Source organism: Sphingopyxis sp. H050, from assembly GCF_001468265.1.
GTDB lineage: Bacteria > Pseudomonadota > Alphaproteobacteria > Sphingomonadales > Sphingomonadaceae > Sphingopyxis.
Map to the genome: position 1 here is coordinate 57518 of NZ_LNRZ01000010.1, position 19342 is coordinate 76859.

At 65.1% G+C, this 19342-nt stretch carries 20 protein-coding genes; 15 read left to right on the forward strand and 5 right to left on the reverse strand.

Features of this window, described 5'->3' with window-relative positions:
* The first annotated feature begins 36 nt into the window (after nt 1–36).
* The 7 genes from hpf (at nt 37) to ATE67_RS17855 (ending at nt 4759) form a co-directional block, all read left to right on the forward strand.
* Complete coding sequence (gene hpf / locus ATE67_RS17825) at nt 37–612, forward strand: ribosome hibernation-promoting factor, HPF/YfiA family (protein WP_058818009.1); 576 nt, start codon at nt 37–39, stop codon at nt 610–612.
* Between the two features lie 221 nt (nt 613–833).
* The gene (locus ATE67_RS17830; protein ID WP_058818010.1) at nt 834–1298 is read left to right on the forward strand and encodes a PTS sugar transporter subunit IIA; all 465 of its coding nucleotides are present in this window, start codon (nt 834–836) and stop codon (nt 1296–1298) included.
* A 19-nt stretch (nt 1299–1317) separates the two neighbouring features.
* The gene (locus ATE67_RS17835; protein WP_231728216.1) at nt 1318–1623 is read left to right on the forward strand and encodes a DUF1491 family protein; all 306 of its coding nucleotides are present in this window, start codon (nt 1318–1320) and stop codon (nt 1621–1623) included.
* 196 nt (nt 1624–1819) lie between these two features.
* The gene (locus tag ATE67_RS17840) at nt 1820–2485 is read left to right on the forward strand and encodes a cell wall hydrolase (RefSeq protein WP_058818012.1); all 666 of its coding nucleotides are present in this window, start codon (nt 1820–1822) and stop codon (nt 2483–2485) included.
* A 74-nt stretch (nt 2486–2559) separates the two neighbouring features.
* Nucleotides 2560–3171, forward strand: a complete 612-nt coding sequence (locus ATE67_RS17845) for a DUF4136 domain-containing protein (protein WP_058818013.1) — start codon at nt 2560–2562, stop codon at nt 3169–3171.
* The gene (locus ATE67_RS17850) at nt 3168–4283 is read left to right on the forward strand and encodes a M14 family metallopeptidase (protein ID WP_058818014.1); all 1116 of its coding nucleotides are present in this window, start codon (nt 3168–3170) and stop codon (nt 4281–4283) included. Before ATE67_RS17845 ends, ATE67_RS17850 begins: the two co-directional genes overlap by 4 nt.
* Nucleotides 4280–4759: a GNAT family N-acetyltransferase gene (locus ATE67_RS17855; RefSeq protein ID WP_058818015.1), complete on the forward strand. Its 480-nt coding sequence runs from the start codon at nt 4280–4282 to the stop codon at nt 4757–4759. Before ATE67_RS17850 ends, ATE67_RS17855 begins: the two co-directional genes overlap by 4 nt.
* A 198-nt stretch (nt 4760–4957) precedes the next feature.
* Here ATE67_RS17855 and ATE67_RS17860 read toward each other — a convergent pair whose 3' ends face one another.
* On the reverse strand, nt 4958–5416 hold the full coding sequence (locus ATE67_RS17860; protein WP_058818016.1) for an Hsp20 family protein: 459 nt from the start codon (nt 5414–5416) through the stop codon (nt 4958–4960).
* 189 nt (nt 5417–5605) lie between these two features.
* Between ATE67_RS17860 and gpmA the strand changes: the two genes are divergently transcribed.
* Nucleotides 5606–6292 carry a 2,3-diphosphoglycerate-dependent phosphoglycerate mutase gene (gene gpmA / locus ATE67_RS17865; RefSeq protein ID WP_058818017.1) on the forward strand — a complete coding sequence of 229 codons (687 nt, stop codon included), beginning with the start codon at nt 5606–5608 and terminating at the stop codon, nt 6290–6292.
* Nucleotides 6293–6322: 30 nt separating this feature from the next.
* On the opposite strand, the gene ATE67_RS17870 is transcribed toward gpmA, so the two are convergent.
* The 3 genes from ATE67_RS17870 to ATE67_RS17880 form a co-directional block, all read right to left on the reverse strand.
* A complete protein-coding gene (locus ATE67_RS17870) occupies nt 6323–8425 on the reverse strand; it encodes a TonB-dependent receptor plug domain-containing protein (protein ID WP_156417101.1) in 2103 nt (700 codons plus the stop codon).
* Nucleotides 8426–8546: 121 nt separating this feature from the next.
* Nucleotides 8547–9386 carry a 2,3,4,5-tetrahydropyridine-2,6-dicarboxylate N-succinyltransferase gene (dapD, locus tag ATE67_RS17875; protein WP_058818019.1) on the reverse strand — a complete coding sequence of 280 codons (840 nt, stop codon included), beginning with the start codon at nt 9384–9386 and terminating at the stop codon, nt 8547–8549.
* A complete protein-coding gene (locus tag ATE67_RS17880; RefSeq protein WP_058818109.1) occupies nt 9383–10060 on the reverse strand; it encodes a pyrimidine 5'-nucleotidase in 678 nt (225 codons plus the stop codon). The genes dapD and ATE67_RS17880 overlap by 4 nt, the downstream gene beginning before the upstream one ends.
* Before the next feature lie 136 nt (nt 10061–10196).
* On the opposite strand from ATE67_RS17880, the gene ATE67_RS17885 reads away from it, so the two are divergent.
* Nucleotides 10197–12584, forward strand: a complete 2388-nt coding sequence (locus tag ATE67_RS17885; protein ID WP_058818020.1) for a S8 family peptidase — start codon at nt 10197–10199, stop codon at nt 12582–12584.
* Here the strand turns inward: ATE67_RS17885 and ATE67_RS17890 are convergent.
* The gene (locus tag ATE67_RS17890; RefSeq protein ID WP_156417102.1) at nt 12568–13074 is read right to left on the reverse strand and encodes a DNA-deoxyinosine glycosylase; all 507 of its coding nucleotides are present in this window, start codon (nt 13072–13074) and stop codon (nt 12568–12570) included. The two genes, ATE67_RS17885 and ATE67_RS17890, sit on opposite strands and share 17 nt — an antisense overlap.
* 307 nt (nt 13075–13381) lie before the next feature.
* Between ATE67_RS17890 and rpsL the strand changes: the two genes are divergently transcribed.
* The 6 genes from rpsL (at nt 13382) to rplC (ending at nt 19340) form a co-directional block, all read left to right on the forward strand.
* Nucleotides 13382–13753, forward strand: a complete 372-nt coding sequence (gene rpsL, locus ATE67_RS17895; RefSeq protein WP_037515637.1) for a 30S ribosomal protein S12 — start codon at nt 13382–13384, stop codon at nt 13751–13753.
* A 72-nt stretch (nt 13754–13825) separates the two neighbouring features.
* Nucleotides 13826–14296: a 30S ribosomal protein S7 gene (gene rpsG, locus ATE67_RS17900; protein WP_058818022.1), complete on the forward strand. Its 471-nt coding sequence runs from the start codon at nt 13826–13828 to the stop codon at nt 14294–14296.
* Between the two features lie 93 nt (nt 14297–14389).
* Entirely contained in the window at nt 14390–16483 is a 2094-nt protein-coding gene (gene fusA, locus ATE67_RS17905) for an elongation factor G (RefSeq protein ID WP_058818023.1), read from the forward strand.
* Nucleotides 16484–16613: 130 nt separating this feature from the next.
* The gene (gene tuf, locus ATE67_RS17910; RefSeq protein ID WP_054589686.1) at nt 16614–17807 is read left to right on the forward strand and encodes an elongation factor Tu; all 1194 of its coding nucleotides are present in this window, start codon (nt 16614–16616) and stop codon (nt 17805–17807) included.
* A gap of 147 nt (nt 17808–17954) precedes the next feature.
* Nucleotides 17955–18266 (forward strand): 30S ribosomal protein S10, encoded by a 312-nt coding sequence (gene rpsJ / locus ATE67_RS17915; RefSeq protein ID WP_011543089.1) that lies wholly within the window; start codon nt 17955–17957, stop codon nt 18264–18266.
* Nucleotides 18267–18563: 297 nt separating this feature from the next.
* Nucleotides 18564–19340 carry a 50S ribosomal protein L3 gene (gene rplC / locus ATE67_RS17920; RefSeq protein ID WP_058818110.1) on the forward strand — a complete coding sequence of 259 codons (777 nt, stop codon included), beginning with the start codon at nt 18564–18566 and terminating at the stop codon, nt 19338–19340.
* Nucleotides 19341–19342: the final 2 nt, after the last annotated feature.

Below are 19342 nucleotides of genomic sequence, written 5' to 3' on the forward strand. Positions count from 1 at the left end.
TTCGGCCGTCGCTGCGATCCTGGAAGGAGAAGAAAAATGGAAATCCGCGTCTCTGGCCACCAGATCGAAACCGGCGAAGCGCTGCAGGCGCATGTGTCGGACCGGATGAACGCGATTGCCGACAAATATTTCTCCCGTGCGATCGGCGCGCACGCGACCTTCGGCAAGGGTCCGCATGAAAGTTTCCAGTGCGACATCGTCGCGCATGTGATGCAGGGCCTCGTGCTCAAGGGCCACGGCCAGGCGCAGGACGCGCATGTCGCGTTCGAGGGCGCGGCCGAGCGGATCGAGAAGCAGCTTCGCCGCTACATGCGACGATTGAAGGACCGCAATACCAGCGCCGGCAACGGTGTGGCGACCATCGACGAGATCGAGGACAATGCCGCTTATACTGTGTTCGACGGCGGCGCCGACGAGGACGAGGCGGGCGATGCCCCGGCGATCATCGCCGAAACGCGCGTCGATATTCCGACCAGCAGCGTCTCGGACGCGGTGATGATGCTCGACCTGCGCAACACCAACGCGCTGCTCTTCGTCAACAGCAAGACCGACAAGCATAATATGGTCTATCGCCGCGACGACGGCACCATCGGCTGGGTTGAACCGCGCTAAGCGCTTTGCGATCGAGGCTTTCGGCGGACGGGCAATGCCTTTCCGCCGTCACGCCTGCGGCTTTTACGATAAGACTGGATTTTCTTCGCTATCGGGCTTAAGGGCCGCGCCCAACGATGCCCGAAGCTGGGATGGCGGGGGCCTGCCACGACAGATCCGCGATCGGCTGCCAGCATGATGACGTGGCGACGATCCGGCATTTTACAGATTTGACCAGAGCAATGAATCTTTCTTCCCTTCTCTACCCCGCGACCGTCCGCGCGCATGTGCAGCTGGATTCCAAAAAGGCGCTCTTTCCGTTCGTGGGCGATCTCGCTGCGCGTTCGCTCGGCCTCGACGCCGGCGAAGTCAGCGAAGCGTTGCTCGAGCGCGAGCGCTTGGGGTCCACCGGTTTCGGGCGCGGCATCGCGCTCCCGCACGCCAAGCTGCCCGACCTATCGGGCGTCCGGGGCCTGTTCCTCCAGCTCGCGCGGCCGATCGACTTTCAGGCGGTTGACGGCCTTCCCGTCGACCTGCTCTTCATCCTGCTCTCGCCGCTCGATGCGGGCGCCGACCATCTGAAGGCGCTGGCGGGCGTGTCGCGGATGCTTCGCAACGAAAGCATCGCCGAGCGTCTGCGCGGCGCAAAAAGCGACGAAGCGCTCTACGCGCTGCTCCTCGACACCGAAACGCGTGACGCGGCTTAAGAGCCGCTTCCTCGTCGACTTGCTGATCCGCCGCGCTGAAGCGGCCGGCGGCTTTGCCACTGTCCTCGCCAAGGGCGACGACACCTCGGGAATCATCCTGGTCCAGTGCAGCAACCGCGGCGATCCTGGGCCGCTGCTCGAACGGCGCTTTGCGATGACGGGCGGCTATATATGGGAGTCGGTCGGCCCCGAGGACCCAAAAGATGGTGAATCGGCGGAAAACTATCGTCAGCGGCGGCGAGACGCCGATCCCGATCTATGGATCGTCGAACTGGATATCGCAGATGCGCCACGACTCGTCGCGGAGTGGGCCGCGTTAACTTGACTCTGTTGCGGCGCACAATAGGTCGCGCCCACCCCATAACGCGTAGGTCGTTCCATGGGTTGCCTCGCGTTTGCGAAGCACCCGGTAAATGGTTCGGACACGCAGTCGGATGATGGCCGCAGGCGGCATAGAGCCAGATTAGCTCACCCGCCTGTCTTGAAAATTCGGTCCATCAACCGCCCTTTTGACGGATTATATGAGTCGCATTTTGAACGCCGCCAGCATGGCAGCCGTCGGCATGACTGCCGCGTCCATGCTGATGCTGGCCGAACCGGGCTTCGCGAGTGATCTCGCCGAAAGCGCCAACCTTCCCGCCATCACTCTCCCCAGCGCCGACGCGCCGGTTCAGGAGGACAAGGCGGACCCGTCGACCGAGGCCAAGCCTGTCGACGCTCCCACCGACAGCCAGGACGAATCCGCCGTCGAGCCCGACGTCAAGCCGGCTCCGGATGCCGATACACTGGCCGAACTCGTCGCCGAGACTGCACGTCCGGCCGACCTCGATCCCGAACTGCGCTGCCTCGCCGGCGCCGTCTATTTCGAAGCCCGCGGCGAATCGCTCGCCGGCCAGCTCGCGGTCGCGCATGTCGTGATCAACCGCGCGAATTCGGGCCGCTTCCCGAAGAGCCTGTGCGGCGTCGTCCACCAGCCGAGCCAGTTCAGCTTCGTGCGCGGCGGCAAGATGCCGGCCGTTCGCAACGGCGCGCAGTGGAACAATGCCGTGGCGATCGCCCAGATCGCCCGCGACGGCAGCTGGAAGAATCAGGCGCCGGGCGCCCTCTTCTTCCATGCCCGCTATGTCTCGCCGGGCTGGCGCAAGACTCGCGTGGCGTCGATCGACAACCACATCTTTTATCGCTGATCGGTCATGAACGGGATGCACTCTTGCGCATCCCGTTCATTGCCAAGCCATTATTCGTGGCGCATGATGGCGCAATGACGCGTCCTGTATATGCCGCCCTGCTCACTGCAGCGGCGCTTGCGCTCGGTGGCTGCGCCACCGCGGTTCCTCCCGTCGAGGTTACACGTTTCCACAACGCGGTGCCCGGCTGGGCGCCCGGGACGCGCTATGCGATCGCGACCGCGCCGCTCGACAGTCCGGGGGCCGGCTTGTCCTCGATCGAATGGAACAGCTACCGCGCCGCGGTCGACCAGCAGCTTCAACGGCTGGGCCTCGTCGCCGCGGGCAGCAACGAACGCGCGCCGCTGCTCGTCCGCATCGCCTTCGACCGCAGCGAGCAGCTCGCCGAGGGCCGCCGCTCGCCGGTGTCGGTCGGAGTCGGTGGTGCGACGGGCAGCTATGGTTCGGGCGTCGGTGTCGGGTTCGGCATCAATCTCGGCGGCGGTCCCAAGCGGATGGCCGATCTCCAGCTGTCGGTGCGTATCGACGATGCCGCGACCGGTCAGGCGGTGTGGGAAGGCCGCGCGCTGACCTCGGTGCCCGTCAAGGCGCCCGCGAACCAGACGAGCCTTGCCGCCGCGAAATTGGCCGAGGCGCTATTCAAGGACTTCCCCGGCGAATCGGGACGCACTATCAGCGTCCCATGACCATCAGCATCAACGCCGCTTTCGACAGCGGCAATATCGTCGTGGATTCGGTCGACGGCACGTCGGCGCGCCTGTCGATCCGCAAGGATCGCGAATCCGATTTCTTCCAATGGTTCCATTTTCGCGTCGCCTGCAATGTCGGCGACGCGCTCGATCTGGCGATCACCGGCCTTGCCGCCTCGGCCTATCCGGACGGCTGGCCCGGTTACGCGGCCTGCGCCAGCACCGACCGCGAGCATTGGTTCCGCCTCGACACCGACTATGATTCGGCCGCGGGGACGCTCTCCATCCGCCACACCGCCGAAAGCCCGATCCTCTGGGTCGCCTATTTCGCGCCCTATTCGATGGAGCGCCACCACGATTTGATCGCCTCGGTCGCCGAGTGCGAGGGCGTGACCTATCGCAGCCTCGGCACCAGCCTCGAGGGCCAGCCGATCGACTGCCTCGAAATGGGCACCGGCGAAACGCAGGTCTGGCTTTACGCGCGCCAGCACCCCGGCGAATCGATGGCCGAATGGTGGATGGAGGGCGCGCTCGAAAAGCTCACCGATCCCGCCGACCCCCATGCGCGCTCGTTGCGGCAGAAATGCCGCTTCCACATCGTTCCGAACATGAATCCGGACGGTTCGCGCCGCGGGCATCTGCGCACCAATTTTGCCGGCGTGAACCTCAACCGCGAATGGGACAACCCGACTGCCGAGCGCAGCCCCGAGGTGCTCGCGGTGCGGGGCGCGATGGACGAAAGCGGCGTCGACTGGGCGATGGATATCCACGGCGACGAGGCGATCCCCGCGGTGTTTCTTGCGGGCTTCGAAGGCATTCCCTCGCTCAAGGCGGCGCAGATGGACAGCTATCAGGCCTTCCGCAAGGCGCTCGCCGCGAACACCCCCGATTTCCAGACCGACCTCGGCTATGTCGAATCGGCGCCGGGGCAGGCCAACGTCAGCATGTCGACAACGCAGCTCGCCGAACGTTTCGGCGCGGTGACGATGACGCTGGAAATGCCCTTCAAGGACAATCGCGATCTTCCCGATCCCGTTCAGGGCTGGTCGCCCGAGCGCTCAAAGCTGCTCGCCCACGCCTGCCTCCAGACGCTGGACCAGCTGCTTTGAGCGCAGGCGCGGATCGGGCCTGGCGGATCGTCGAGGACGATCTGTCGGGCGCCGCCATCCGCGCGCTGCTCGAAGTGCATTTTGCCGGGATGCTCGCGAACTCGCCAGCGGGCAGCTGCCACTTCCTCGATTTCGATGGGCTGCGCAGCGACGGCGTCACCTTCTGGTCGATCCACAAGGATGACGCGCTGGCGGGCTGCGGCGCGCTCAAGATGCTGGGCGGCGCGCACGGCGAGATCAAGTCGATGCGCACCGCACAGGTCTTCTTGCGGCAGGGCGTCGCCGCGCGGATGCTCGTGCATATCATCGACGAAGCGCGCGGCCGGGGCCTCGACCGCCTCAGTCTCGAAACCGGATCGGGACCGGCGTTCGAACCCGCGCTGGCGCTCTACCGCGCACATGGGTTCGAGGACTGCGAACCCTTCGGCGACTACAAACCCGACCCGTTCAGCCGCTTCATGACGCGGCGGCTTTAAAGCTTTTCACGCGAAGACGCGAAGGCGCGAAGAGATAGCTCGAACCGGTAGGCCCCTTTTTCGTCCTTCGTCGCGGCAAGCCCATCGCCGATGTCGAATGCCGCTTCGCGGCCAGCGCAACGTCCTCGCGTGAACCAAATAAAACGGGGTCCGGAAGGGACTCCGGACCCCGCATATTTTCAGCCAGTCGGGCGGCGCTTACGCGGCCTTCTTGTCCTCGATCACCGTCGGCTGCGCGCCGCCGATCGCGATCTTGTGCGGCTTCATCGCCTCCGGTACTTCGCGCACCAGATCGATGGTCAGCAGGCCGTCGGCGAGGTCGGCGACATCCACCCGCACGAAATCGGCGAGCTGGAAGCGGCGCTCGAACGCGCGCGTCGCGATGCCGCTATAGAGCAGCTGGCGCGCGTCATTTTCGCCCACCGGCGCCTTGCGGCCGCTGACGGTCAGCATGTTCTGCTGCGCGGTGATGTCGATCTCGTTCGATTTGAAACCGGCGACCGCCACGGTGATGCGGAAATGGTCGTCGCCCAGCTTCTCGATGTCGAACGGCGGATAATTTTCGGCGCCCGAACCGCCGGTTTCGAGGAAATCGAACAGCCGGTCGAAGCCGACGGTCGACCGGCGATAGGGGGTCCAGTCAAAGCTGTTACGCATGGGTCATCTCTTCCTTGTTCAAGCGAAGCTACGGGACCGCGGCGGCGTGCCGCGATCGCCACCCGACCCCATCCCGGCGGCCGGATGATGCAAATCTGGTAAGGCATGAAACCATTTCAAGGGGGCGTTGGCTTTCGGCGAAAACCCGCGCTATGGCGCGGTCCATCCTCTCCAGCCGAAGGACGTCACATGCCGCAGCTCATCCTCATCCGCCATGGCCAGTCGCAGTGGAATCTCGAAAACCGCTTCACCGGCTGGTGGGATGTCGACGTCACCGAAAAGGGCGCGGCCGAGGCATGGGCGGCGGGCGAACTGATGAAGGCCAAGGGCATCACGCCCGACACCAGCTTCACGTCGGTGCAGACGCGCGCGATCAAGACGCTCAATCTGGCGCTCGAGGCGATGGGCCGCCTCTGGCTGCCGGTCACCAAGGACTGGCGTCTGAACGAACGTCACTATGGCGGCCTGACCGGCCTCGACAAGGCCGAGACCGCGGCGAAGCATGGCGAAGACCAGGTGAAGATCTGGCGCCGCAGCTTCGACATTCCGCCGCCGCCGCTCGATGCGGGGTCCGAGTGGGATCTCGCCAGCGATCCGCGCTACGCCGGCATCGCGATCCCCTCGACAGAAAGCCTGAAGGACACGATCGCGCGCGTGCTTCCCTATTATGAAGGCGCCATCGTTCCCGATTTGAAGGCGGGCAAGACCGTGCTCATCTCGGCGCACGGCAACAGCCTGCGCGCGCTGGTCAAGCATTTGTCGGGCATTTCGGACGCCGACATCACCGGCCTCGAAATCCCGACCGGCCAGCCGATCGTCTATGAGCTGAACGACGATCTGACGGCGCGCGAGCGCTATTACCTCAGCGAACGGTAAGTCCAAAGTCCTCCCCACGCTTGGGAAGGATCAAAGCTGCCCGGTCACGGTCAGCTGGACATATTGCCCGAACTTGCGCTGGCGGCTTTCGCTGAATGCGATCGGCCCGTCGCGCCGGTCGACGAAGACGGTGCGGTCGAAGCCGTCCTTCATCCCCGCAAGGTTGCGGTACGACAGCTTCACGGTGAAACCCGCGACATCCTTATGCTCGACATAGGCGGTGACGAACGGCCCGACCGTATATTCCTTCTCGATCGCATCGAGACGCAGGCCGGGCGCATAGCGCTCGTCGAAATAGCCGGCGCCCCAGGCGAAGTTGCTGCCGGGGATGTCGTGACGAAAGCTCAGGTCGACGACATAATCCTGCCCAAAGCTCTGATCGCGCCACAGCCCGGTCAGCGGGTCGCGCACGCGGTTGCGACGCCAGGTCAGGTCGCTGTTGATCCGTGCGCCCTTGAGCCCCAGCGGGTCGAGCAGCAGCGTCGCCTTCGAGCTGATGCGATAGAGGTTCGCGGGCGGCAGATTGCCCCTGCCTTCGGTCGTCGGCGATAGCGGGATCTGGTCGACCAGATCCTGCGCATAGGCATAGGCGAACTGGACCGACGCATTGCCCCAGCGGCCGAAGTCCTGGATGAACTCCAGCTCGGTGCGATTGACGATCGGTGGGACGAGCTGACCGTTGCCCTGATTTCCCTGCTGGTTCGCGACATCGACCGAGCTGGCGAAATCGAAGAAATTCAGCTGATCGACGCGGCGCTGGATAAGCCAGTTGATCGTCGTTTTCGGTCCGACCTTCCACGCGAACGCCAGCTTCCCCTTTGGCCGGACGAAGCTGCGCGTCAGACCACCCGGGCCCGACGAACTGAGCTCGCTATATTCGGTGCCGAGATTTAGCTGTGCGGTCAGGTTGGAGCTGAGCGCGCGCCCCCAGGTGAGCGAGGCTTCGACGCGCTTCTCCTCGACCTTGGTCTTCTCGCCGCCGAAGACGATCGGCAGGAAGCTGCCGTCCGGTTGCAGCGTCGCGAATTCGGCATCGACGTCGAGCGTGTTGTACGCTCCCTCCAGCGCCACCTGCCAGTCGGTGCCGCCTCCGGTGCGCCAGCTATATTCGCCGCGCAGGATCGATTCGCTTTCGTCGGCGCTCTGCTTGAACCGCTCGCCGCTGCGTCCGCCAACCTCGCGGTCGACGATGAAACTGTTGACCGTCGGACTATGCTCGAAGCGATAAAGGCTGATCAGTTTGAGCCGGCCCTTACCCAGCCCCAGTTCATAGTCGCCGCCGATATCGAAATTGCGCTCGCGCTCCGCGAAGTCGAAGGCTTCGATCACCAGTCCGGTGCCGACCCGCGTCGACACGCTGTCGACCCGCTGGTCGAGGTTCTGGATCTGGCCGCCGAGGTTGACATTCCACTTGTTGCCGTTGCTGGCCGTGCGCGCGAGCGCAGCGGCAAGCCGGGGGCGATCGTTATAATAGCGCCCGATCTCGTCGCGCACGAACAACAAGGCGCCGGTGCCGTCGAACACCCGCTCGGGTCCCCAATGGCCGTTGCGGTTCGCTTCATTCTTCAAGCTCAGCGTCAGGTCGGTGCCGCCGACCTTTCCCGTCGTCGATATTTCGCCGTTCAGCCAGTTGTTCGCCATGCGCGGCCGCCATTCGGGCTGCCAGCGCAGCGTCGTCTTGAACCCCTGTCCCGCCGCGCCCGCGGCCAGCACGACATTGGCGACCTGTCCCGTCAGGCCGGGCACATTCAGGCTCGCGCCGTCGACGATGTCGACATAGGCGACCTGCGCCGCGGTGATCCGTTGCAGCGCGCTGCGCGCATCGGTCGATTTGTTCGCGATCCGCTCGCCGTTGATCAGGACATTCTGCGTCGCCTGCCCCAGTCCGCGGTCGCCACCGTTGGTGCCGGTGACGATGACGAAGCCCGGCACCTTCTCGACCATGTCGAGCGCCGTGCGCGGCGCGAAGCGTGCGAAGTCGGCAGGGGTATAGCGCTGCGCCCCATCGGCGACGGGCGTCGCCGCCGCCGCGGGCGCATCGCCCGTTGGCGCGGCGGCGGTGTCCTGCGCCTGCGCCGGACACGCCAGACAAATAGCCAGTACCAGCATCGATGCCCGGACGGCCATCGGCATAATCCCCTCCCTCGTGTGTTGCTGTGCTAAAGCAGCAGCGATCTGCCTGCACCAGCGAAGCGGGGGAAAGTCAAAATCTTATCCACCAACGACGGGTGGTGTCCGACGGGTGGGCGGCGGATCAGTCGCGCAGCAGCTCGTTGATCCCGGTTTTGGCGCGCGTCTTGGCGTCGACGCGCTTGACGATGACCGCGCAATAGAGCGACGGCCCCGGCGTCCCGTCGGGCAGCGGCTTGCCGGGCAGCGAACCCGGCACGACGACCGAATAGGCTGGGACTTCTCCCATGAAGACCTCGCCGGTCGCGCGGTCGATAATCTTCGTCGATGCGCCCAGATAGACGCCCATCGACAGCACCGCACCCTCGCGCACGATCACCCCCTCGGCGACCTCGGCACGCGCGCCGATGAAGGCGCCGTCCTCGATCACCACCGGCCCCGCCTGCAGCGGTTCGAGCACACCGCCGATCCCCGCGCCGCCCGACAGATGGACGTTCGCGCCGATCTGCGCACAGCTGCCGACGGTGGCCCAGGCATCGACCATCGATCCCTCGCCGACATAGGCGCCGATGTTGACGAAGCTCGGCATCAGCACCGCGCCCTTGCTGATGAAGGCGCCGCGGCGGACGATCGATCCGGGGACGGCGCGGAAACCTGCATCGCGAAAGCGGTTCTCGCCCCAGCCGGCGAATTTCGATGGCACCTTGTCCCACCAGGTCGCGCCGCCTGCGCCGCCCTCGATGATCTCCATGTCGTTCAGGCGGAACGACAGCAGCACCGCCTTCTTGAGCCACTGGTTGACCTGCCACCTTCCGTCCGGATCGCGCTCGGCGACGCGGAAGCTTCCGTCGTCAAGCCCCGCAAGTGCGGTCTCGACGGCATCGCGCACAGCGCCCTGGGTCGTCAGCCCCAGCGTATCGCGATCATCCCATGCGGCTTCGATCGTGGCTTGCAGGTCGGTCATGAAATTCCCCAGGGTTGCGGCAATGTATCGAGCCAGTCGGCGATGTCGGTCGCGTGGAAATCGACATGGCTTGGCAGGTGGTCGCGATGGCCGCTTTCGCTGCCATTGTCCAGCCACACGGTCGTCATCCCCAGCGCTTTGGCCGGGGTCAGATTGCGCGCCATATCCTCGACGAACAGGCTCTTTGCGGGATCGACGCCGAGGTGCGCAACCATCGCGGCATAGGCTGCCGGATCGGGCTTCGGCGTATAGGCGGTGATGCGGATATCGCAGATGCCGTCGAACAGGTCCGCAATTCCGCGCGCCTCCAGCACGCGCGCCGAATAATCGGCATCGGCATTGGTGAAGACAAGCTTGCGGCCGGGCAGGCGCTCCAGCCCCGCGCGCAGACGCGCATCGACGGAGAGGCGGTCGAGCGCGATGTCGTGAACGTCGACGAGGAAGTCCTCGGGGTCGACCCCGTGGTGGCGCATCAGCCCCGCCATGGTCGTGCCATGATCGTGGAAATATTGCTTTTGTACGCGGCGTGCCTCGACGGCATCGACATTCAGTAGCCGCATGATGAAGGCGCCCATGCGTTCGTCGATCAGGTCGAACAGCTTCGCCGACGGCGGATACAGCGTGTTGTCGAGATCGAAGATCCAGCTGTCGATATGGTCTATGGGCACCGTCATGACGTCGCGCCGCATAATGCGACTGCGCCGTGGCGGCAAGGCGTGCGATTTTACCTTCCGGCAACCTTGGCAGGTCTAGCTTCGCCGCCGCCCGCCGCGCTAGGATGCGGACACAAGGGGAAAAGGGGAAACGGCCATGGCCGACGTGGCACGACGCAGCAGCATCCGGCGGATCGCCGCGCGGCCGCTTCCGCTGTTGCTGGGCCTTGCGGCACTGTCGCTGGCGGGCTGCGGCGGCGGCGGGGCAGGGCCTTCGCCGACCCCCGCGCCGCCGCCGGCACCCACCCCCGCTCCGACGCCGACCCCGACGCCGACTCCAACTCCGCCGCCGGCCGGCAATTTCAACACTGCCGAAACGCGCCGGTCCGACGGGGTAAACTTTCACGGCGCAATCACCGCCTATCAGGCGGGCGCGACTGGGCAGGGCGTTCTTGCCGGGGTGATCGACGACGGGATCGACGAGGACAGCCCGGAATTTGCTGGCCGCATCTCCTCGCTCTCGGCCGACGTCGCGGGCACGCGGGGCATCAATGCCGAAGGGACGCACGGCACCAATGTCGCGCAGGTGCTGCTCGGCGGCAAGAACGACGCCGGCACCTTCGGCATCGCCTTCAACGCCAATCTTCTCGTGCTGCGCGCCGACCGGCCGGGCAGCTGCACCAACGACGATCCCAGCAACGACGAACGCGGCTGCCTGTTCGGCGAAAGCGCGATCGCCGCCGGGCTCGACCGCGCGATCACGGCGGGCGCGCGCGTCGTCAACATCTCGCTTGGCGGCGACGACCGTCCCGGCACGGCGCTTCGCGCGGCGGTGGCGCGGGCGACCGCGGCGGGGATCATCATCATCATGTCGGCGGGCAACGAGGGCGACAATACGACGGGCGGCAATGATCCGAACAATCCCGAACCCTTTGCGCAGGGGATGCGCGATGCGGGCGGCGGGCTCGTCATCATCGTCGGGTCGGTCGACGAAAATGGCGTGAACTCGGACTTCAGCAACCGCGCGGGCACCTATTCGGCCTCCTATCTGGCGGCGCTGGGCGAGGGGGTTTGCTGCGCCTATGAAAATGGTGTGCTCAAGACTGAGGGCAATTTCGTCTTCGTCCTCAATGGCACCAGCTTTGCGGCGCCGCAGGTTGCGGGCGCGGTCGCGCTGATCGCACAGGCCTTTCCGAACCTCACGAGCGCGCAGATCGTCTCGCTCCTTTATCAGTCGGCGCGCGATGCCGGGGCGGCGGGCGCCGACGCCGTCTATGGCCGGGGCATTCTCGACATCGCGCGCGCTTTTGCGCCGATGGGCGCGACCACGCTCGCGGGGACGGCAACGGAGGTACGGCTCGAGAGCGCCCTGGGGCTGCTCGGCGGGCCGATGGGCGATGCGGGTGCGAAGCGGGCAGGGGGGACGATGGGCGTCGTCACCGACGGCTTCGGGCGCGCCTTCGACGTCGATTTCGGCCAGTCGCTGATGATGCGCCGTCCCGACTATAAATTGTCGGGCGCGATCGGCGGGTTGGTTCGCCAGCAAAGCGCGGCCTCACGCTCGATGGCGCTGTCGCTCGTTACCGCGCCGGGTACGGGCGGCAGCGACGCGCTGGCGGGCCTGTCCTTCAGCGATGCGCAGCAAGCCCGAACGCTCGCCGCATCGGTGATCACGCGGATAGACGGGCGGACCCGCATCGGCTTTTCGGCCGGGCGCGGGATCGGCGGTATGCTCGCGGGCGAGCGCGGCGAGAGCGGTCATGCGATGCTGATCGGCGACGCGGCGCACGAGGGGCTGGGCTTTGGGTCGAGCCCAAGCGTCGGGACCTTGCTGCGCCGCCAGATCGCGCGCGGTCAGGCGATCAGCATCATGGCCGAGACGGGCTGGGTGTCGGGTTCGCGCTGGCGGGACGATCCGCTGCTCCGCTACCGCTCCGGGCACGACAGCCGTTACCGGCGTTTCGGCGCGTCGTGGGACGGCGGCTTCGGCCCTCTCCGTGCCGCGCTCGGCGGCACATGGCTCCGCGAATCGGACAGCCTGCTCGGCGCGCGGCTGGGCCCGCTCTTCGGCGGTGGCGGCGCGACCAGCCTGACCGGCGACGCCAGCCTGAATCTCGATGCCGGGGACGGCTGGAGCCTGTCGGGCGCTTGGCGGCAGATGTGGACCAGGCCCGATCGGGGCGGGCTCGTCGCGGGCGGCGCGCTGCGGTCGAGCGCTTTTTCCTTCGATGTTGCCAAGGCGGGCCTTTTTGGGCCGAACGACCGCGCGGCGTTGCGCTTCGCCCAGCCGCTGCGGGTCGCGAAAGGCGGCATCGATCTGATGCTGCCCGTCGCCTATGATTATGACACCCGGACCGCAGCCTTCGCGCGCCGCACCTATAATCTCGCGCCGACCGGCCGCGAACTGGTCGTCGAGGCGAGCTATGCTATGTCGCTCTTCGGCGGCGACCTGATCGCCAACACATGGTGGCGACAGGATCCCGGCCACATCGCGTCGATGCCCGACGACCAGGGCGCGGCGCTCCGCTTTACGATGGGCTTCTGATCGCGCCGCGCAGCCGCAGCCACATCGGCAGCTTGCTCACCAACCCTCCGGTATTGGCAGCGCTGCTCGATGGCAGGTCGATCAGGGCGATGTCGCGCAGCGGCGGCACTTGCCTGCGTCCGATCGCCGCCGCCTTACCGCCGTTGAAGGCGATCATGCTGAGGTCGGGCAAATTGGCGACCAGGGATGCGAGGTCGTGCACTTCGGCCTCGCGGATATGCGAATCGCTGCTCGTGCGTCGCTCGGCGGTGCGGATCACGTCCCAAAGGCCGATCTTTGCATCGCGCAACGCGGCCAGCCGGTCGTCATACGGCAGGTCGGCAAGCGGACGGTCGATCACCTCACCAAGCAGCCGCCAGAACTGGTTCGTTGGATGAGCATAATATTGCCGTTCGGCCAGCGACCGCGCGCCGGGCAGGCTGCCGAGGATGAGCAGGCGCGTGTCGGGCGCGACATGGGGCGCAAAGCTGGCGTGGCGAACTGCGGGCATGGCGTGACCGATAGCCCGCCCCGGCCGGCGCAACAATATTGCCGACCCCTTGACCGCCGAAGGAATCGGGTCTAGGGGCGCGCTCGACCGAAAAGGGCGGTTTGCTGCCTCTTTCAGTTACAACAGCGCTTGAACATTGCTGGCGCGGATGGAGCCTCCGGAAGATCTTGTGGGTCTGCCGGGGTCTTTTGCTGTTATCAGGTCGGCCGTTTTTTGCCCTTTTCGGGGAGATTTCGGCCGGAGCTTCATCCACGGCGGTACAGTAACCGTTCGCTTTGATGGGCGGACATTTAAAGGTGAAGCATTCATGCCCACGATCAACCAGCTGGTCCGCAAGGGCCGGACTCCCCAGAAGGTGAAGTCCAAGGTCCCGGCGATGGACGCAAACCCGCAGAAGCGTGGCGTTTGCACCCGTGTCTACACGACGACCCCGAAAAAGCCGAACTCGGCGCTCCGCAAGGTAGCGAAGGTCCGCCTGACCAACCAGCGCGAAGTCATCACCTACATCCCCGGCGAAGGCCACAACCTCCAGGAACACAGCGTCGTGCTGATCCGCGGCGGTCGTGTCCGCGATCTTCCCGGTGTGCGTTACCACGTCCTGCGCGGCGTGCTCGATACGCAGGGCGTGAAGGACCGCAAGCAGAGCCGTTCGAAGTACGGCGCGAAGCGTCCGAAGTAAGGACCGCTTTTTCGGCTATTTGATCATCCCGCGAGCGCTCCGCGCCGGGATGCTGTTGTAAAGGAATACCCTATGGCTCGTCGTCGTCGTCCTGAACGCCGCGAAATCCTGCCCGATCCCCGTTTCGGTGATACGGTGCTGTCGAAATTCATGAACAGCGTCATGCTGGACGGGAAGAAGTCGGTCGCCGAAAGCATCGTGTACGGTGCACTCGAATCGGTCGAAGCCCGCGCCAAGAAGGAACCGCTGGGCGTGTTCCACGAAGCGCTCGCCAACATCCGCCCGAACATCGAAGTCCGCAGCCGCCGCGTCGGCGGTGCGACCTATCAGGTTCCCGTCGAAGTCCGCCCGGACCGTGCGCAGGCGCTCGCGATCCGCTGGCTGATCACCGCCGCGCGCAACCGCAGCGAAACCACGATGGCCGCGCGCCTGTCGGGCGAGCTGCTCGATGCGTCGAACAACCGCGGCAACGCGGTGAAGAAGCGCGAAGACACGCACCGCATGGCGGAAGCGAACCGCGCCTTCTCGCACTACCGCTGGTAATTGCGCGGACGCTCCGGCGTCTCGCAATCGCAACAAAACTTCCTATATCGGGGGCGGCTCCAAAGGCCTCCCCCCAAATCCAAGGAACAGATCATGGCACGCAGCCATCCGCTCGAACGCTATCGCAATTTCGGTATCATGGCGCACATCGACGCCGGCAAGACCACGACGACCGAGCGCATTCTCTATTACACCGGCAAGTCCTACAAGATCGGCGAAGTCCATGACGGCGCCGCCACGATGGACTGGATGGAGCAGGAGCAGGAACGCGGCATCACGATCACGTCGGCCGCCACCACCTGCCTGTGGAAGGCCGATGAGGGCAAGGGCCCCGAGCATCGCCTGAACATCATCGACACCCCCGGCCACGTCGACTTCACCATCGAAGTCGAGCGCAGCCTGCGCGTCCTCGACGGCGCGGTCGCCGCGTTCGACGGCGTTGCCGGCGTCGAGCCGCAGTCGGAAACCGTGTGGCGCCAGGCGGACAAGTACAAGGTTCCGCGCATGTGCTTCATCAACAAGCTCGATCGCACCGGCGCGAACTTCTATTATTGCGTCCAGACGATCATCGATCGCCTGGGTGCGGTTCCGGCCGTCCTCTATCTGCCCATCGGCGCCGAAGGCGACTTCAAGGGCCTCGTCGATCTCGTCAACGAACGTGCGATCATCTGGAAGGATGAGAGCCTGGGCGCCGAATTCTTCTATGAAGACATCCCGGCCGACCTCGTCGACAAGGCCGCCGAATATCGCGAAAAGCTCGTCGAGCTCGCCGTCGAACAGGACGACGATGCGATGGAAGCCTATCTCGAAGGTACGCTGCCCGACGTCGCGACGCTGAAGGCGCTGATCCGCAAGGGCACGCTCGGCCAGGCGTTCGTTCCGGTCCTCTGCGGTTCGGCGTTCAAGAACAAGGGCGTCCAGACGCTGCTCGACGCGGTCGTCGACTATCTGCCCTCGCCGCTCGACATCCCCGACGTTCAGGGCATCAACCCCGACACCAACGAGCCCGATTCGCGCGCGACGTCGGACTCGGCGCCGCTGTCGATGCTCGCGTTCAAGATCATGAACGACCCGTTCGTCGGTTCGCTCACCTTCGCCCGCATCTATTCGGGCACCCTGACCAAGGGCAGCTATCTGAACTCGGTCAAGGACAAGAAGGAAAAGATCGGCCGCATGCTCCTGATGCACGCCAATTCGCGCGAGGACATCGAGGAAGCGTTCGCCGGCGACATCGTCGCGCTCGCGGGCCTCAAGGAAACCACCACCGGGGACACGCTCTGCGCCGCCAACGCGCCGATCATCCTCGAGCGGATGGAATTCCCCGAGCCGGTCATCGAGCTGTCGGTGGAACCGAAGACCAAGGCCGACCAGGAAAAGATGGGCATCGCGCTCAACCGCCTGGCCGCCGAGGATCCCTCGTTCCGCGTGTCGACCGACCATGAATCGGGCCAGACGATCATCAAGGGCATGGGCGAGCTTCACCTCGACATCCTCGTCGATCGCATGAAGCGCGAGTTCAAGGTCGAAGCGAATGTCGGCGCGCCGCAGGTGGCGTACCGCGAATCGCTCGCGCGTGCGGTCGACGTCGACTATACCCACAAGAAGCAGTCGGGCGGCTCGGGCCAGTTCGGCCGCGTCAAGGTCAGCGTCGCCCCCGGCGAACGCGGCTCGGGCATCACCTTCATCGACGAGATCAAGGGCGGCAACATTCCGCGCGAATATATCCCGTCGGTCGAAAAGGGCATGCGCGAGAGCGCCGAGAACGGCCACATGATCGGCTTCCCGATCATCGACTTCGAAATCCGTCTGACCGACGGTGCGTACCATGACGTCGACTCGTCGGCGCTGGCGTTCGAAATCGCGGGCCGTGCGGCGATGCGCGAAGTGGCGGCGAAGGCCGGCATCAAGCTGCTCGAACCGGTGATGAAGGTCGAAGTCGTTACCCCTGAGGAATTCATGGGCGACGTGATCGGCGATCTCAACAGCCGTCGTGGCCAGATCCAGGGCACCGACAGCCGCGGCAACGCCCAGGTGGTTGAAGCCATCGTGCCGCTTGCCAATATGTTCGGCTATGTGAACCAGCTGCGCTCGTTCACCCAGGGTCGCGCCCAATATTCGATGCAGTTCTCGCATTACGAGGAAGTGCCGACCAACGTGGCGGAAGAAGTGAAGGCCAAAATGGCCTGATAGGTCCCAGTAAGGGTCCTGGGCCGCGCGGGCTTGCACCGCGCGGCAAGACCCTCTAAGGGCGGCGCCTGATTCAGCAGGCCCGTCCAGACTGATCAACGGAAACATCGAACAAGAAGGTTCTTAAATCATGGCCAAGGCTAAATTTGAGCGGACGAAGCCGCACTGCAACATCGGCACCATCGGTCACGTCGACCATGGCAAGACCTCGCTGACCGCAGCGATCACCAAGGTGCTCGCCGAAAACGTCGCCGGCAACGCCGCCGTCGATTTCGCGAACATCGACAAGGCTCCCGAAGAGCGCGAGCGCGGCATCACCATTTCGACGGCGCACGTCGAATATGAAACCGAAGGCCGCCACTATGCGCACGTCGACTGCCCGGGCCACGCCGACTACGTCAAGAACATGATCACCGGTGCCGCCCAGATGGACGGCGCGATCCTCGTCGTGTCGGCCGCTGACGGCCCGATGCCCCAGACGAAGGAGCACATCCTGCTGGCGAAGCAGGTCGGCGTTCCGACGATGGTCGTCTTCCTCAACAAGGTCGACCAGCTGGACGATCCCGAGCTGCTCGAGCTCGTCGAACTCGAAATCCGCGAAGAACTTTCGAAGCGCGACTTCGACGGCGACAATATTCCGATCATCGCGGGTTCGGCCCTCGCTGCTCTGGAAAGCCGCGACGACAACATCGGCAAGGACGCGATCCTGAAGCTGATGGCGGCCGTCGACGAATGGATCCCGCAGCCGGAGCGTCCGCTCGACAAGCCCTTCCTGATGCCGATCGAAGACGTGTTCTCGATCTCGGGTCGCGGTACGGTCGTCACCGGCCGCGTCGAAACCGGTATCGTCAAGGTGGGTGAAGAAGTCGAGATCGTCGGCATCAAGGACACCAAGAAGACCGTCGTCACCGGCGTCGAAATGTTCCGCAAGCTGCTCGACCAGGGCCAGGCCGGCGACAACATCGGTGCGCTGATCCGCGGCGTCGGCCGTGAAGAAGTCGAGCGTGGCCAGGTTCTGGCGAAGCCCGGCTCGATCACGCCGCACACCGAGTTCACCTCGGAAGTGTATGTCCTGTCGAAGGACGAAGGCGGCCGTCACACGCCGTTCTTCGCGAACTATCGTCCGCAGTTCTACTTCCGCACCACGGACGTCACCGGCGAGGTCATCCTCCCCGAGGGCACCGAAATGGTCATGCCGGGCGACAACGTCCAGCTGTCGGTCAAGCTGATCGCCCCGATCGCCATGGACCCGGGTCTGCGCTTCGCAATTCGCGAAGGCGGCCGTACGGTCGGCGCAGGGGTTGTCGCGACCATCACAAAGTAATATAGGGCCGCGAGCCGCGCGATTCGGACTGATTCGCGCGGCTCGTAGCTTAAAGGTTTTTGATGGCCGGACCGGCTTCCATGAGGGGGCCGGTGCAGGCCATTTCGGCTCTTTCGCATCGTCAGACGGGATTCGACTGGATAAGTCATGGAAACGCAGAATATTCGCATTCGCCTGAAGGCCTTTGATCACCGCGTGCTCGATCAGGCCACCACCGACATTGCCGACACGGCACGTCGCACGGGCGCACTCATTCGCGGTCCGATCCCGCTGCCGACGCGCATCGAAAAATTCACCGTGAACCGCGGTCCGCACATCGACAAGAAGTCGCGCGAGCAGTTCGAGGTGCGTACCCACAAGCGGCTGCTCGACATCGTGCAGCCCACCCCGCAGACGGTCGACGCGCTGATGAAGCTCGACCTCGCCGCGGGCGTGAATGTTGAGATCAAGCTGGCCTGAGCCAGCGAAGCTCCGGTAAAAACCGGGGTCTCTATCGGCAGGATGCTTTGAGCGCCTGCATCGTCCGGAGCGATCCGGACCGACGATAGGGCGGATACCGCCGGTCGTTTCTTCGGAAACATCCAGACCGGGCTGCGTCCCCCGTCTTGTCACCGCCCTTGGGGGCGGTGGCACCTCAGCCCGGACGGGGCGATGCATCGAAATTTTGGGCTGGGAGGGTTCCGCGCAAGGCTTGCCTTGGCGGGTCCCGCAAGCCGTGCGGAATGGTCCGCCCGGCCTCTGTTGAGGAGTATGATCATGCGTACTGGCGTGATCGCGAAGAAAATGGGGATGACCCGCCTGTTTCAGGACGACGGCCGCCATGTGCCGGTCACCGTCCTGAGCCTCGAAGGCTGCCAGGTCGTCTCCGTGCGCGATAAAGACCGCGACGGCTATGTGGCCGTTCAACTCGGTGCCGGCTCGGCCAAGGCGAAGAATGTTGCGAAGCCGCAGCGTGGCGCTTTCGGCAAGGCCGAAGTCGAACCCAAGGCCAAGGTCGTCGAATTCCGCGTCGCCGACGACGCGACGCTCGACGTCGGCGCCGAACTGTCGGCCGACCATTTCGTCGCCGGCCAGATCGTCGATATCCAGGGCGTGACCCAGGGTAAGGGCTTTGCCGGTGCGATGAAGCGCTGGGGTTTCGGCGGTATGCGCGCGACCCACGGTGTGTCGATCAGCCACCGTGCGCATGGTTCGACCGGTAACCGCCAGGATCCGGGCCGCGTCTTCAAGAACAAGAAGATGGCCGGCCACATGGGCGCCCGCAATCGCACCCAGCAGAATCTCGAAATCGTCCGCACCGACGTCGAGCGCGGCCTTCTCTTCGTCAAGGGCTCGGTCCCTGGCTCGAAGGGCGGCTGGCTGCTCGTTCGCGATGCGGTGAAGCTGCCGCGTCATCCGGAAGCCCCCTATCCGGCGGGCATCAAGAGCGCGGCCAACACCAACGATGCCCCGGCTGACGCGCCGGTCGAAACGCCGGTCGAAGAGACCGTCGTCATCGACACCGCGGCCACCGACGGCGCACAGGAGTCCTGATC

Excerpts from the sequence above, each read along its gene's own strand:
- hpf (WP_058818009.1), top strand. The coding sequence starts at position 37 with ATGGAAATCCGCGTCTCTGGCCACCAGATCGAAACCGGCGAAGCGCTG.
- ATE67_RS17830 (WP_058818010.1), top strand. The coding sequence starts at position 834 with ATGAATCTTTCTTCCCTTCTCTACCCCGCGACCGTCCGCGCGCATGTG.
- ATE67_RS17840 (WP_058818012.1), top strand. The coding sequence starts at position 1,820 with ATGAGTCGCATTTTGAACGCCGCCAGCATGGCAGCCGTCGGCATGACT.
- ATE67_RS17845 (WP_058818013.1), top strand. The coding sequence starts at position 2,560 with ATGACGCGTCCTGTATATGCCGCCCTGCTCACTGCAGCGGCGCTTGCG.
- ATE67_RS17850 (WP_058818014.1), top strand. The coding sequence starts at position 3,168 with ATGACCATCAGCATCAACGCCGCTTTCGACAGCGGCAATATCGTCGTG.
- ATE67_RS17860 (WP_058818016.1), bottom strand. The coding sequence starts at position 5,416 with ATGCGTAACAGCTTTGACTGGACCCCCTATCGCCGGTCGACCGTCGGC.
- gpmA (WP_058818017.1), top strand. The coding sequence starts at position 5,606 with ATGCCGCAGCTCATCCTCATCCGCCATGGCCAGTCGCAGTGGAATCTC.
- ATE67_RS17870 (WP_156417101.1), bottom strand. The coding sequence starts at position 8,425 with ATGCCGATGGCCGTCCGGGCATCGATGCTGGTACTGGCTATTTGTCTG.
- dapD (WP_058818019.1), bottom strand. The coding sequence starts at position 9,386 with ATGACCGACCTGCAAGCCACGATCGAAGCCGCATGGGATGATCGCGAT.
- ATE67_RS17880 (WP_058818109.1), bottom strand. The coding sequence starts at position 10,060 with ATGACGGTGCCCATAGACCATATCGACAGCTGGATCTTCGATCTCGAC.
- ATE67_RS17885 (WP_058818020.1), top strand. The coding sequence starts at position 10,197 with ATGGCCGACGTGGCACGACGCAGCAGCATCCGGCGGATCGCCGCGCGG.
- ATE67_RS17890 (WP_156417102.1), bottom strand. The coding sequence starts at position 13,074 with ATGCCCGCAGTTCGCCACGCCAGCTTTGCGCCCCATGTCGCGCCCGAC.
- rpsL (WP_037515637.1), top strand. The coding sequence starts at position 13,382 with ATGCCCACGATCAACCAGCTGGTCCGCAAGGGCCGGACTCCCCAGAAG.
- rpsG (WP_058818022.1), top strand. The coding sequence starts at position 13,826 with ATGGCTCGTCGTCGTCGTCCTGAACGCCGCGAAATCCTGCCCGATCCC.
- fusA (WP_058818023.1), top strand. The coding sequence starts at position 14,390 with ATGGCACGCAGCCATCCGCTCGAACGCTATCGCAATTTCGGTATCATG.
- tuf (WP_054589686.1), top strand. The coding sequence starts at position 16,614 with ATGGCCAAGGCTAAATTTGAGCGGACGAAGCCGCACTGCAACATCGGC.
- rpsJ (WP_011543089.1), top strand. The coding sequence starts at position 17,955 with ATGGAAACGCAGAATATTCGCATTCGCCTGAAGGCCTTTGATCACCGC.
- rplC (WP_058818110.1), top strand. The coding sequence starts at position 18,564 with ATGCGTACTGGCGTGATCGCGAAGAAAATGGGGATGACCCGCCTGTTT.